The sequence below is a fragment of the Buchnera aphidicola (Chaitophorus sp. 3695) genome, from assembly GCF_964058985.1.
Taxonomy (GTDB): Bacteria; Pseudomonadota; Gammaproteobacteria; order Enterobacterales; family Enterobacteriaceae; genus Buchnera_J; species Buchnera_J aphidicola_BQ.
In genome coordinates this window covers 14,492-29,026 of record NZ_OZ060379.1, presented here as the reverse complement: position 1 = coordinate 29,026, position 14,535 = coordinate 14,492, and the positions used below count along the sequence as shown (strand labels likewise).

General features: G+C 20.8%; 12 protein-coding genes, 1 tRNA gene and 1 pseudogene. 4 read left to right on the top strand and 10 right to left on the bottom strand.

Going from position 1 to position 14,535, the window contains the following annotated elements:
- The first annotated feature begins 4 nt into the window (after window positions 1-4).
- Entirely contained in the window at window positions 5-1,585 is a 1,581-nt protein-coding gene (gene purH / locus AB4W58_RS00130) for a bifunctional phosphoribosylaminoimidazolecarboxamide formyltransferase/IMP cyclohydrolase (protein WP_367674078.1), read from the top strand.
- Between the two features lie 180 nt (window positions 1,586-1,765).
- On the opposite strand, the gene metE is transcribed toward purH, so the two are convergent.
- The 3 genes from metE to ftsY form a co-directional block, all read right to left on the bottom strand.
- The gene (metE, locus tag AB4W58_RS00125) at window positions 1,766-4,039 is read right to left on the bottom strand and encodes a 5-methyltetrahydropteroyltriglutamate--homocysteine S-methyltransferase (RefSeq protein WP_367674258.1); all 2,274 of its coding nucleotides are present in this window, start codon (window positions 4,037-4,039) and stop codon (window positions 1,766-1,768) included.
- Between the two features lie 85 nt (window positions 4,040-4,124).
- Window positions 4,125-4,991 carry an RNA polymerase sigma factor RpoH gene (rpoH, locus tag AB4W58_RS00120; RefSeq protein ID WP_367674077.1) on the bottom strand — a complete coding sequence of 289 codons (867 nt, stop codon included), beginning with the start codon at window positions 4,989-4,991 and terminating at the stop codon, window positions 4,125-4,127.
- Between the two features lie 133 nt (window positions 4,992-5,124).
- Window positions 5,125-6,258 carry a signal recognition particle-docking protein FtsY gene (ftsY, locus tag AB4W58_RS00115; RefSeq protein WP_367674076.1) on the bottom strand — a complete coding sequence of 378 codons (1,134 nt, stop codon included), beginning with the start codon at window positions 6,256-6,258 and terminating at the stop codon, window positions 5,125-5,127.
- A 98-nt stretch (window positions 6,259-6,356) separates the two neighbouring features.
- Between ftsY and rsmD the strand changes: the two are divergent.
- Window positions 6,357-6,920 (top strand): annotated as a pseudogene (rsmD, locus tag AB4W58_RS00110) (16S rRNA (guanine(966)-N(2))-methyltransferase RsmD); the annotation flags it as partial.
- A gap of 58 nt (window positions 6,921-6,978) precedes the next feature.
- Window positions 6,979-7,719 (top strand): ATP-binding protein, encoded by a 741-nt coding sequence (locus AB4W58_RS00105; RefSeq protein ID WP_367674075.1) that lies wholly within the window; start codon window positions 6,979-6,981, stop codon window positions 7,717-7,719.
- Window positions 7,720-7,754: 35 nt separating this feature from the next.
- Here AB4W58_RS00105 and efp read toward each other — a convergent pair whose 3' ends face one another.
- From efp to AB4W58_RS00090, 3 genes are all read right to left on the bottom strand, one after another.
- Window positions 7,755-8,324 (bottom strand): elongation factor P, encoded by a 570-nt coding sequence (gene efp / locus AB4W58_RS00100; RefSeq protein ID WP_367674074.1) that lies wholly within the window; start codon window positions 8,322-8,324, stop codon window positions 7,755-7,757.
- 136 nt (window positions 8,325-8,460) lie between these two features.
- Window positions 8,461-10,116: a chaperonin GroEL gene (gene groL, locus AB4W58_RS00095; RefSeq protein WP_367674073.1), complete on the bottom strand. Its 1,656-nt coding sequence runs from the start codon at window positions 10,114-10,116 to the stop codon at window positions 8,461-8,463.
- 43 nt (window positions 10,117-10,159) lie between these two features.
- On the bottom strand, window positions 10,160-10,453 hold the full coding sequence (locus AB4W58_RS00090) for a co-chaperone GroES (RefSeq protein ID WP_367674072.1): 294 nt from the start codon (window positions 10,451-10,453) through the stop codon (window positions 10,160-10,162).
- A gap of 193 nt (window positions 10,454-10,646) precedes the next feature.
- Between AB4W58_RS00090 and AB4W58_RS00085 the strand changes: the two genes are divergently transcribed.
- Window positions 10,647-10,719, top strand: a tRNA-Phe gene (locus tag AB4W58_RS00085).
- Between the two features lie 80 nt (window positions 10,720-10,799).
- On the opposite strand, the gene mnmE is transcribed toward AB4W58_RS00085, so the two are convergent.
- From mnmE to rpmH, 4 genes are all read right to left on the bottom strand, one after another.
- A complete protein-coding gene (mnmE, locus tag AB4W58_RS00080; RefSeq protein WP_367674071.1) occupies window positions 10,800-12,158 on the bottom strand; it encodes a tRNA uridine-5-carboxymethylaminomethyl(34) synthesis GTPase MnmE in 1,359 nt (452 codons plus the stop codon).
- 64 nt (window positions 12,159-12,222) lie between these two features.
- Window positions 12,223-13,848 (bottom strand): membrane protein insertase YidC, encoded by a 1,626-nt coding sequence (gene yidC / locus AB4W58_RS00075; protein WP_367674070.1) that lies wholly within the window; start codon window positions 13,846-13,848, stop codon window positions 12,223-12,225.
- A gap of 166 nt (window positions 13,849-14,014) precedes the next feature.
- Window positions 14,015-14,332, bottom strand: a complete 318-nt coding sequence (gene rnpA, locus AB4W58_RS00070; protein WP_367674069.1) for a ribonuclease P protein component — start codon at window positions 14,330-14,332, stop codon at window positions 14,015-14,017.
- 46 nt (window positions 14,333-14,378) lie between these two features.
- Window positions 14,379-14,522 (bottom strand): 50S ribosomal protein L34, encoded by a 144-nt coding sequence (gene rpmH, locus AB4W58_RS00065; protein ID WP_367674068.1) that lies wholly within the window; start codon window positions 14,520-14,522, stop codon window positions 14,379-14,381.
- Between the last annotated feature and the right edge of the window lie 13 nt (window positions 14,523-14,535).

Genomic DNA, 14,535 nt, shown 5'->3' with positions numbered 1-14,535 from the left:
AAATATGATAACCTATAAAAATCAAAAAAACGTGTTAATTAGTGTATTTAATAAATCTAAAATTATTACATTATCAAAATCATTTAATAAAAATAACATAAAAATTTTATCTACTTCAGGAACTCGAAAAACTTTAATTAATAATAATATTCCTTGTAAAAAAATATCTCATTATACTAAATTCAAAGAAAGTATGAATGGTCAAATTAAAACGTTACATCCAAAAATATATTCTGGAATTTTAAGTAATTCTAAGAAAAATAATATCGAAAAAAAAAATATCTCGATAGATTTTGTTGTATGTAATTTTTATCCGTTTGAAAAAATTATTAAATCTAATAATAAAAAAATAAAAAATTTTAAAAAATATATAGATATTGGTGGACCATCATTAATTAGAGCTGCTGCAAAAAATTACAAAAAAGTTATAGTTATAGTTGATATTGAAGATTATGATTTCATAATAGAAAAATTTAAACATAAAAAAAATAAATTTTCTAAAAAAGAAAGATTAAAATTAGCTATGAAAGCATTTAAATATTCTTATAATTATGAATATAATATATATAAATTTTTTAAAAAAAAATATAATTTAAAATATAAAAAAAAATTAAAAAATAAATTGTTTCCTAAAAAAATTAACTTAATTCTAAAAAAAGAAAAAGAATTAATTTATGGAGAAAATAAACATCAAAAAGCAGCTATATATTTCAACAATAATATATTTAAAAAAAATAAAAAAATTTTAGAAAAAATTCAAGGAAAAAAATTATCTTATAATAATATTTTAGATTCTAATATCGCTTTAGAATGCGTATTTCAATTTAAAAAACCATCTTGTGTAATTATAAAACATGGTACACCATGCGGCGCTTCCACAAAAAAAAATATTTTAAAAGCATATATTAATGCATACAAATGTGATCCTATTTCTGCATTTGGTGGAATAATTGCATTTAATAAAAAAATTAATTCTCAAACTATAAAATTAATTTTAAAAAATCAATTCGTAGAAATAATAATCGCACCAGATTTTTCTAAAAAAACATTAAAAATTTTAAACTATAAAAAAAATTTAAGAATATTAACAACTAATAATCAAAAAATTGATTTTTTACAAAATTTTGAAATAAAATCTATCAATAATAGATTTTTAATTCAAGAAAAAGATTATGATGAATTTAATTTTAAAAAATGGAATATAAAAACTCAAAAAATTCCTAACAAATCAGAAATAAAAAATGCAATTTTTGGATGGAAAATAGCTAAATTTTCTAAATCAAATGCGATTGTATATATCTATAAAAGCTCTACTATTTCCATTGGAAGTGGACAAACTAGCAGAATTTTTGCAATTAAAAATGCAAATTCTAAAATAAATCAGAATCATAAAAAACTTAAAAATATTACATTAGCTTCAGATGCATTTTTAACATTTGAAGATAATATTTTAGAAGCTAAAAAAAAAAATATATCATGTATAATTCAACCTGGAGGATCTATAAAAGATCCAGAAATTATTAAATTATCTAATAAAAAAAATATATCTATGATATTTACAAATATTAGACATTTTAAACATTAAATATAAATTAATGTAATAATTTTATCTATTAAATATTTAAATATAACAAAATATAATTAAAAAAAAACATCAAAATTTCTATTAAAATAAAAATTATTATATAAAATTTATATTTTAAATTTAAAAAATTAAAATTAGAAATTTTAGCAAATCAAATTTTGCTAAAATTTCCTGTTAAATTTATGATAAAATAGAACGTATTTTTAAAGTTGCTGATACCAAATTTTTTAAAGCATATTTTACTTCTATCCAAGTACGTGTTTTTAAACCACAATCAGGATTTATCCATAATTTTTTAATAGGAATAATTTTCATAGATTTTTTTATTAATTTTATAATATCTATTTCTTTAGGTATATTAGGAGAATGAATATCATAAAATCCAGGACCAATACTATTTGGATATTTAAAATTTTTGAAACAAGCTAATATTTCCATATTAGAACGAGCAGTTTCAATAGTAATAACATCAGCATCTAAATCAGATATAGATTGTATAATATCATTAAATTCACAATAACACATATGAGTATGAATTTGAGTACTGTCTTTTACATCAGAAACAGTTAATTTAAAAGAATTTATAGCCCAATCAAGATATTTTTTCTTATCAATATCTCTTAACGGTAAACCTTCTCTTAAAGCAGGTTCATCAATTTGAATTATATTAATTCCATTTTTTTCTAAATCATATATTTCATCTTTTAAAGCTAAAGAAATTTGTGTAGCAATTGTTTTATGTGAAATATCTTCTCTTGGAAAAGACCATAATAAAATAGTTACAGGTCCAGTTAACATACCTTTTACAGGTTTTTTTGTTAAAGATTGTGCATATTTTATCCAATCTAAAGTAATCGGACTAACACGTGATATATCAGAATATATTATAGGTGGTTTTACACATCTTGAACCATAACTTTGAACCCATCCATAATCTGTAAATAAAAATCCTTCTAAATTTTCTCCAAAATATTCAACCATATCATTACGTTCTGGTTCTCCATGAACTAAAACATCTATATTTAATTTTTCTTGCTCAATAATATTATATTTTATAATTTTAAAAATTTTTTTTTTATATTCTTTTTTAGTAATTAATTTTTCTTTAAAACTAGATCTTAAATCTCTTAAATCTTTCGTTTGAGGAAATGAACCAATCGTAGTAATAGGTAAAATAGGTAAATTTAATTTATTTTTTTGTTTTTTATAACGAATTTTATAAGAATTTTTTCTTTTATAATCTTTTGTCTTTAAATTTAATATTTTATCTTGTATATCATTATTTTTATTATTTTTAATAATATTATTATACGATAATAATGGTAAAATCCATGATTCAAGTAAATCTGTCTTATTTATGTTTAAAGCATTACTTAATAAATATAATTCATAACATTTTTGTACTGCAAAAGAAAACAAAACTTTTAATTCTGTTTTCATTTTTTTTTCTTGATTAATATCTACAGGAACATGCATTAAAGAACAAGAAGATCCAATCCAAATATTATCTCTATATTTTAATATTTTTTTTATTAAAAAATAATATTTTAATAGATCTGTTTTCCATATATTTTTACCATTAACTATTCCTAAAGAAAGAACTATATCTTGAGAAAAATTTGTCTTTAATTCTGATAAATTATAATTCCCAGAAACTAAATCTAAATGAATTCCTTTTATAGGAATTTCTTTAATAATATCTAAATTATGAGAAATATTTCCAAAATATGTAGTTAATAATATATTTATATTACACTTTAAATAATTATAACTTAATATAAAATTTTTTTTCCATACAGGAGAAAGATCTAAAGATAAAATTGGTTCATCTATTTGAACCCATTGAATTCCTTTTTTTTTTAAACAAGAAAAAATAATTTTATATACATGTAAAATTTTATCTAATAAATCAAAACGATTAAAATTTACTTCATAAGTTTTTCCTAACCAAAGATAAGACATAGGTCCTAAAATCACTGGTTTAATATTTTTACCTATTAATAAAGCTTCATCTATCTCTTTTAATAATTGCTTCCAAGAAAAATTAAATACACTATCTGTACTAAATTCTGGAACGATATAATGATAATTAGTATTAAACCATTTAGTCATTTCAGAAGGATTGGTCGAGTTATTATGATCAGAAACTCCACGAGCTATATAAAATAATGTATCAATATCTATTTTATTATTAGAAGTCATAAACCTTTTCGGAATATTTCCTAACATCATTGTTGTAGATAAAACATGATCATACCAAGAAAAATCTCCGACAGATAAAAAATCTAAACCCATTTTTTGTTGTGTTTTTAAATTTTTAATTCTTATTTTTTTTCCAATTTTTTTTAATTTAATTTTAGATATTTTTTTAGACCAATACATTTCTTGAGCTATTTTTAATTCTCTTTGAAAACCAATTCTAGGAAATCCTAATATATGATTAAATATAGTCATAAACATTATCTCTTATAAAATATTTTATTATATTTTTAAAAGTTTATTAAAAATTGAAATAATAAAATTATAATTTATTTAAAAACTATTTTTTATTAATAGATAAACGTAGTTTTTTTATAGCATTTTGTTCTAATTGTCGTACTCTTTCTGCAGATATACCGTAATTTTTAGCAATATCTTTTAAAGTATTTTTTTTATTTGTACAATCTAACCAACGTGAACGTATAATATTTCGACTACGCTCGTCTAAATATGATAATGCAATATTTAATTTATTAATAGTATATTTTTTCCAATTATCTTTTTCAATTACTTGTGTAAAATCTGATAATTGATCTTTTAAAAAAGGTATTGAGTATATATTATTTGTATACTCTTGAGTATTATCTTCTGAAAAATTATTTAAAAGAACATCTTTAGCTGACATTCTAGACTCCATTTCTATAACATCTTGATGTGTTACTCCAAATTCTTGCGCAACATTTAAGATTTCTTTTTTATTAAACCATCCTACTTTTTTTTTTTTTTTTCTTAAATTAAAAAATAATTTTCTTTGAGATTTAGTTGTAGCAATTTTAACAATTCTCCAATTTTTTAAAACATATTCATGAATTTCAGATTTAATCCAATATATAGCAAAAGAAACTAATCGTACTCCTAGATTAGGATTAAATTTTTTAACAGATTTCATTAATCCTATATTTCCTTCTTGAATTAAATCAGATTGAGGTAATCCATAGCCAGAATAATTTCTTGCAATTCTAATTACAAAACGTAAATGTGATAAAATTAAAATTTTTGCGGCTTTTAAATCATTTTTATAAAACAATTTATTAGCTAACTTTTTTTCATCATCTGCAGATAATATCGACCAACGATGAATAGTTTTCATATAAATACTTAAAAAATTTAAAGATTCTTTGGATGAAAATTTCATCTTATTAACCATATTTAATGCCTATATTCAATAATATACTTTCAAATCATTTTATAAAAAAATACGTATTTAAAAATATATTTATATAAAAATTCTAAATAAATTTTAAAAAAAAGATTATTTTTTAATATAACATATTTAAATTTTATTTAGATTTAAATATAGAATTAATAAAATCTAAATTATTAAAAACACAAATATCTTTTGTTGATTCACCTGTAGTTATATATTTAATAGGAATAGAAAACTTATCTGCTATAGAAAAAATAATTCCTCCTTTTGAAGTACTATCAAATTTTGTTAATATAATTCCAGTAATTTTAAGAAATTTATTAAAAAATTTAGTTTGTTCTAAAGAATTTTGACCTGTACAAGAATCAATAGTAAGAAAAATATCTATTAATGAATTTTGATTTAATTTTTTAATAACATTTACAATTTTTTTTAATTCATTCATTAAATTAATTTTAGTATGAAATCTACCAGCTGTATCAATAATTAATATATCAAAACTTTTTAAAACAGATTTTTGAAATGCTTCATATACAACAGAAGATGGATCAGAACCATATTTTTTAGAAATCATTGATATTTTATTTTTTTTACATAAAATCTCTAATTGATCTATTGCTGCAGCTCTAAAAGTATCTGCTGCTGCTACTAAAACTTTTTTGTTTTGATTTTTATATAATTTTGATAATTTTGCAATCGTAGTAGTTTTTCCTGATCCATTTACACCTACTACTAATATAACATAAGGATATTTTGAACTTAATGATTCTATAGGTACAGAAGATAATTCACTTTTTTTTAAAATTTCACTCATATAATAAAAAATTTTTTTATAAATAACAGATGAATTTTTAAAATCTTTTTTTTGTAAACTATTAATAGATTTATTTATAATTTTTTTTACTGTATAAATATTAATATCAAAAGATATTAATTTATCTTCTAATTTCTTTAAAAACTTTTTATTGATTTTTTCTTCTGAAAAAAAATTTTTAATGACTGAAAAAAAACTTGTTCTTGCATTAGTAAATTTTTTTTTTAAAAAATATAATAAACTATTTTTATCTTCTTTCTTTTTTGAAAAAATAATAGATTTCATATTATTTTTTTTTAAATATTCTTTATTTACATGTAATACATTTTTATTTGAATCAATTTCTTGATTTTTTTTTTTTAAATTTTTTAAATCTACTAAATCATCTTTTTTTTTAAAAAAATTTAATTTATCTATTAAAAATGTAAATATATTTTTTTTATTTTGAGACATAAATATACCTTTTATAAAAAATTTTTATATAATATAATTTATTTTACCAAAGTATATTAATATATATTAAGTTTTATTAAAAAAATTATGAAAAAAAAAAAAAAAATAAAAAAAATACTTTAAGAGTAATTAGTGGAATTTTTAAAAAACAAAAGATATATATTCAACATTCAAAATATTTAAGACCTACAACAAATTTAATTCGAGAAACTTTATTTAATTGGTTGAGTAATTATATTCAAAATGCAAAATGTTTAGATTGTTTTTCTGGAAGTGGAATATTAGGAATAGAAGCAATCTCTAGAAATGCAAAATTAGTTACTTCTCTCGATATTAATATAAAAAATATTTATTCAATAAATAAAAATTTAAAAAAACTTAAAATAAAAAATATACAATCTATTTGTACAAATACTATTAATTGGTTAAAAAAAAAAAGTCAACCATATGACATAATATTTCTGGATCCACCATATAATCAATATAATTTATTAAATAAAACTATATTTTTATTAGAAGAAAAAAAATGGACTAAAAAAAACACTATTATTTATATAGAACAAAATATACATATAAATAATATTAATATTCCAAAAAATTGGATACTCAAAAAAAAAAAACAAACAAAAAAAATAGAATATAAAATTTATTATAAAAAATAATAAATATAAAATTTTTATATTAAATTTTAGATTATACATAAAATAAGGATTTTAATATATGCAAAAATATATAAAATTACTTAAAAAAATTAAATCAATTATTCCTAATCATATTAAACCTAAATTTAAAAATGAAATAGATTTATTAAATTGGAATAAAAAAGAAGGATTTTTATCCTCAAAATCTATTTTAAGACAAAATAAAGCTAGAAGAATGAAAAAAATTCTTCAAAATTCTGGTATTAAAAAATTATATATAAATTGTTCATTTGAAAATTATAAAGTATTTCATATAGGACAAGAAAAAGTTTTAAATGCTTCTAAAGAATACGTAAAAAATTTCAACAGTCAATTTTCTAATTTTGTATTTTCTGGAAAACCAGGAACAGGTAAAAATCATTTAGCAGCAGCTATTGGAAATTATTTAATTTTAAATGGAAAAAGTATATTAATTATTACAATAGCAGATTTAATGTCTAAAATTAAAAAAACATTTAATTTAAAAAATGAACATACTGAAGAATATTTTATTAAAAAATCTAGTGAAGTAGATCTATTAATAATAGATGAAATTGGTATTCAAAAAGAATCAAATTATGAAAAAATAATTATTCATCAAATTATTGATCGTCGTTCAGCATCAAAGAAATCTACAGGAATATTATCAAATTTAAATTTAAATCATTTAAATATATTATTAGGAGAAAGAATTATTGATCGAATGCGATTAGGAAAACTTTTATGTTTAAATTTTAATTGGGATAGTTATCGTTCTTTTGTGAACGTTAATGATATATAAATAATCTAATATTTTTAATTTATAGAAATATTTTTTTATAATCTAGAAATATATGAACAAGTACGTGTATCTATTTTAATAAGATCATTTACTTTAATAAATTCAGGTACTTTAATAGAAATACCTGTACTTAAAGTAGCTAATTTTATACCACTACTATTTAAAGATTTTTTTTGAAGAGCAGGAGTTGTTTTAACAACTATTAAAGATACAAAATTCTCTAAAACAATAGCAATTGTATTATTTTTCCAGATCGTTAATAAACACTTAGATTGTGGAGTTAAAAAAAAACGCTTAGAATTTAAAATTTTTTTTGAAATAGATATTTCTTCAAAAGTTATACTATTTATAAAATACCATAATTTATGATCATTATACAAATAAATAGATTTAATATCATGTACATTAGCTTTTTTTAAACGATCTGTAGATTTAAAAGTCGTTTCCACTATTTTACCAGATAAAATACTCTTAAATTTAACACGTGCAAATGCTTGACCTTTTCCAGGTTTTACAAATTTACTATTTTGAATAATACATGGTTGATTAAAAATAATTACTTTTAAACCAGATTTAAGCATATTAATTGAATAATCTTGTGTCATATTTTATAATTTCTTAAAAAATTAAATAATTATATATAAATAATTTTATTTTCCCTTAAGATTAAAATTTAAGGGAAAATAAATTAAAATATTTTAAAATAAAAAAAGTATAAATATTTTATTTAAAATAAATAAATTACATCATTCCGCCCATTCCTCCCATTCCACCCATTCCACCAGCAGATGGAGAAGGCATGTCAGAAGATTTATCTTCTTTAGGAGAATCAGTTACCATACATTCTGTAGTAATCATTAATCCGGCTACAGAAGCAGCATATTGTAATGCAGATCGAGTTACTTTAGTTGGATCTAATATTCCAAATTTAATCATATCTCCATATTGATCAATTGCTGCATTATATCCATAATTACCAACACCATCTTTAACATTATTTGTTACAACAGATGGTTCTTCTCCTGAATTAGCAACAATTTGACGTAAAGGAGCTTCCATTGATCTTACAGCTACTCTAATTCCAACATTTTGATCTTCATTCTGACCTTTTAAACGAGAAATTTTTTCTGCCACTCGAACTAAAGCTACTCCTCCACCAGCAACAACACCTTCTTCTACTGCAGCACGAGTAGCATGTAAAGCATCTTCTACACGAGCTTTTTTTTCTTTCATTTCTACTTCAGTTGCAGCTCCTACTTTTAATACAGCAACCCCACCAGATAATTTTGCTAATCTTTCATTTAATTTTTCTTTATCATAATCTGATGTAGATTCATTAATTTGTTGACGAATATTAGAAATTCTGTTTTGAATATCTAATTTTTTTCCTAATCCACCAATAATTGTTGTTGAATCTTTTGTTATTACAACTCTTTTAGCTTGACCTAAATCTTCTAATGTTGTTTTATCTAAATCCATTGCTAATTCTTCAGAAATTACAGTTCCAGCAGTTAATATAGAAATATCTTGTAACATAGATTTTCTACGATCTCCAAATCCAGGAGCTTTAACAGCTGCAATTTTTACAATTCCTCTCATAGAGTTAACTACTAATGTTGCTAATGCTTCACCTTCTAAATCTTCTGCAATAATTAAAAGTGGTTTACCAGATTTTGCTACTGATTCTAATAAAGATAATATATCTCTAATATTAGAAATTTTTTTATCAACCATTAAAATATAAGGATTTTCTAATTCTATATTACCAGTTTCTGGTTTATTAATAAAATAAGGAGATAAATATCCTCTATCAAATTGCATACCTTTAACTACATCTAATTCATCTTCTAAACCTGTTCCTTCTTCTACAGTAATTACTCCATCATTACCAACTTTTTCCATTGCTTCTGAAATTAAAGATCCTACGGTTTCATCAGCATTAGCAGAAATTGTTCCAACTTGTGTAATTGCTTTAGAATCTGAACACGGAACAGATAGTTTTTTTAATTCTTTAACTGCTTTAATAACTGCTTGATCAATCCCTCTTTTTAAATCCATGGGATTCATTCCTGCTGCAACTGCTTTTAATCCTTCATTCACAATAGATTGTGCTAATAAAGTAGCAGTAGTAGTTCCATCTCCTGCAACATCATTTGCTTTGGAAGCTACTTCTTTAACCATTTGTGCGCCCATATTTTCAAACTTATCTTCTAATTCAATTTCTCTAGCTACAGACACACCATCTTTAGTAATACTTGGAGCTCCAAAAGATTTATCTAAAACAACATTTCTTCCTTTTGGTCCTAAAGTAACTTTTACTGCATCTGCTAATATATTTACACCACGAAGCATTTTAGCTCGTGCTTCACTTCCAAACTTTACATCTTTAGCTGCCATATTGAAATCTCCTTAATAATTTTTTTATAAATGATAAAAAATATTACTTTTCAACAATTGCTAAAATATCATTTTCAGTCAAAATTAATACTTCTTCATTATTAATTTTTTCTGTCTTAGCGCCATATCCTTCATTAAATATTACAATATCATTTACTTTAACATCTAACTTTTTTATATTTCCGTTATCTAAAATTCTTCCATTTCCTACAGCTAAAACTTTTCCTCTATTTGATTTACTTGCAGCAGAACCTGTTAATACAATTCCACCTGATGATTTAGATTCTACTTCTTGACGTTTTATAATAATACGATCATGCAAAGGACGTATTTTCATTTTTTTTAAAGTTCTCCTTGTACATATGTTTCTATAATTGATTTAAAATATTTTTTAAAAAATTATATTCTATTAAATAGTATATGGACGATTATTTAAACTTTCAAGGTTTATAAAAAAATAGATAGTATATAAAAATTTAAAAAAAATATTGACAAACTATTATCATTAATGTTTTACTATAATTTTAAAAGCCCGAATAGCTCAGTTGGTAGAGCAGGGGACTGAAAATCCCCGTGTCGGTGGTTCAATTCCGCCTTCGGGCATAATTAAATATTAAAAAATTATTATTTTGTATAATATTTTAAAAAATATTGTTTCAAATATTTTTATATAAGTTTAAAATTTATTTACCAATACAAAAATTAGAAAATACTTTATTTAAAATATCTTCAGAATTAATTTTTCCTGTAATTTTATTTAAAAAATTTTGCGTGTTTTGTAAATGATAAGCTAAAATTTCATAATTTTTATTTGTCTTAAAATTTTTTTTTCCAATTAATAATTCTTTTTTAGCTAATTTAATTTCTTCTATATGTCTTTGTCTTGCTATATATATATTTTCTCCTGAAAAATTTTTATAATCTTTTAAAATTTCTTTTAAAGATTTATAAAAATATTCTAATCCTATTTTTTTTTTTATAGAAATACATAAAAAATTTATTTTATTATCTAGAAAAATACTAGGATCAATATTATTTAAATCAATTTTATTAAAAATTAAAATAACATTGACTTTAGAAAAAACATTTTTTTTTAATTTAAAAAATTTATTTATTTGAATTTTAATATTTTGACTAGAATCTATCATAAATAATAATATATCTGTCTGATTCATTTCTTTTTTTGCTAAAGAAATTCCTATTTTTTCTACTTTATCTGTTGTTTTTCTAATTCCTGCAGTATCTACTAATTCTATTATTTTATTATGAAAATTAATTTGATTATAAATTAAATCTCTAGTTGTTCCTTTAATATTTGTTACTATAGAAGATTTTTTACAAGATAACATATTAAATAGACTAGATTTACCAGAATTTGGAAAACCTGAAATTACAATTTTAATAGATTCATGTAAACAAACTCCATTTTTAGCAATAAATAAAATATTTTTTAAATATTTTATAATTTTTTTTATCTCATTATAAAAATTTATTTGAATAGAATTTATATTTTCTTCTGAAAATTCTAATTCATATTCTATATTTACACGTAAATTAGTAATTTTATTTATAATTCTATTAATAAAATTAGAAAAATCTCCTTGTAATGATTTTACAGAAGCTTTAATTGCTGCTTCAGAAGAAGCATTAATTAAATCTGATATTGCTTCTGCTTGTATTAAATCTATTTTTTTATTCAAAAAAGCTCTTTCTGAAAATTCTCCTGGACGCGCAATTCTAATGTTTGAAATTTTTAAAATTCTTTTAATTAATAAATTAGCTAAAATATTATTACCATGTCCTTGTAATTCTAAAACATCTTCTCCTGTATAAGAATTTGGAGATGGAAACCAAATACTAATACCTTTATCTAAAATCTCATTATTAACATCATAAAATGGCAAATAAGTTGCATATCTAGGTTTTAATACACAATGTAAAACAGATTTTAAAACAATAGAAGATTTTTTCCCAGAAATTCTTAATATATATACTCCACCGTTTCCTATCGGTGTAATCTGCGCTATTATTGTATCTGACATAAATTTCTTATTTTTTATAATTTTTTTAAAAAAAACATATAATAATTTTTTATAATGAAAATCATTATTTTTTTTTATTTTTATTTAAATTAATATGAATTAATCTTTGTTGTATTAAATTAAATATATTACTGACTAAATAATACAGTACTAATCCAGAAGGAAACCATAGAAAAAATATTGTAAAAAAAAATGGAGTTAAAAGCATCATTTTTTCTTGAACATTTTCAGAAATATCATTATTAAATGTATTTGAAGTATTCATTTTTTGCCCAATAAACATACTTAAACCCATTAATACAGGAAGAACATAAAATGGATCATAACTTGAAAGATCTTTAATCCAAAAAATAAAAGGAGAATATTTTAATTCAATAGAATTAGTTAATGTATAATAAAAAGATAAAAAAATAGGCATTTGTAAAATTACAGGTAATAATCCAGATAACGGATTAATTTTTTTTCTTTTATAAAGAAGAATAATTTCCGCACTCATTCTTTTAGGATCATTTTTATATTTATTTTTTAAATAATCTATATCTGGTTTTAATGATTTCAATCTAGCCATAGAATAAAATTGAGATTTAGTTAAAGGATACATTACTAAACGCATTATAATTGTAAGTAAAATTATAGAAAAACCCCAATTACCTAATATAGAATGAAACATATTTAAACAATTTAATAATGGTTGAGATAAAAACCATAAAAATCCATATTCTACAGTAAAATTTAAATTCGGAGCTAAAGCAGCCATTTCTATTTGATTTTTAGGACCAATCCATAATTTTGAATGAAATTCTTTAAAAGAATGAGGAGGAAGACAAATAGAAGAATTATGATATCCAACAGCAACAGTATTTTGATTAATTTTTTTTGTATAAATAGTATTTGGTTGAAAATCAATATTTGGTATCCAAACCGAAGCAAAATACTTTTGTACCATAGCTACCCATCCAGTATGAATTCTTTTATACAAACTTTCTTTATTATTTGATATATCATTTAATTCAAACCGAATATATTTATCATTATCAGAAGAATATGAAATACCTCTATATTGATTAATATTTAAATTATCATTATCTATAAAAAATGGATTTACAGTTTGAATACATTCTCCAAATATTCTAACTTTAAAATTTTTTTTAGTATTATTATAAACATGATATTTGATTTGGATATCATATCGACCTCTATGAAAAATAATTTTTTTAACAAACTTAATTCCGTTTTTTGTAATAAATGTCATCGGTACAATTAACTTATTATGTAAAGGAAGCAATTGATAAATTTTTTTTTTAGTATTATAAATACCATTTATATTATGAGTTAATTTATTCACATTATTAATTTCTGTAAATCCAGTTTTCATTTGAAAAATATAGTTTGCATCAGTTCTTAATAAATTTAAATACTGAGAAGAATCTTTTTCATCTCGATATTTTAATAATTTAGCAGATTTAATATATCCACTATTTTTATCTATAATAATATTAAAAACATCTGTTTGAATGCAGACATCACTATCTTTTAAAACATGTAATCTAGTTTTGAATTTATTAATTAAAGAATTTTCTTTTATAACATTAGATTGTGTAAATATATTTCTATCTTTTTCCCATGCTTTCCATAAAAAAAAAGAACATAGCACAAAAGATAAAATAAAAAAAATACGTTGAAAATACATTTTTTTAAAATCTCTTTATTTTATTTATTATTTATTAAAAACTAAAATATTTATAATTTTTTATAAAAATATTTTTCTTAAAAAAAATAAAATTAGATTAAAAAATCTAATCTAACTTTAATTTTATTCAAATATATTTATTTTTTTTAATTTAATGAAATGTTTATTAAGAAAAATATCTTGACCATAAAAATTTTAATTTACTTAAAAATAATTTTCCGTTATTTTTAGATACTTTTTTTTTTACAACAACTATAAAATCCATTAAAAGAAACTTATGTTGATATAAACGAAAAAACTCTCGTATCAATCTTTTTAAATAATTTCTTTGATGAGCTTTTTTGATATATTTTTTTGAAATAGAAATACCTAATCTAGAATGTTGAATATTATTTATTTTTCCAAAAATTGTTAATTCTTTAAATGTTATTTTATAAGCATATCTAAAAACTTTTTTATATTGTAAAACACTTAATAATCTCAAATGTTTCTTATAAGAATATTTAATCACAATAGTATAAAAAATAAATTTATTTAGAACATACTGTTAAATAAAATCTATTTTTAGATCTTCTTCTAGATAAAATATAACGACCATTTTTAGTAGACATTCTTGATCTAAAACCATGCATACGATTTCTTTTTAAAATCGAAGGCTGAAAAGTTCTTTTCATAATTTTTTTTTAA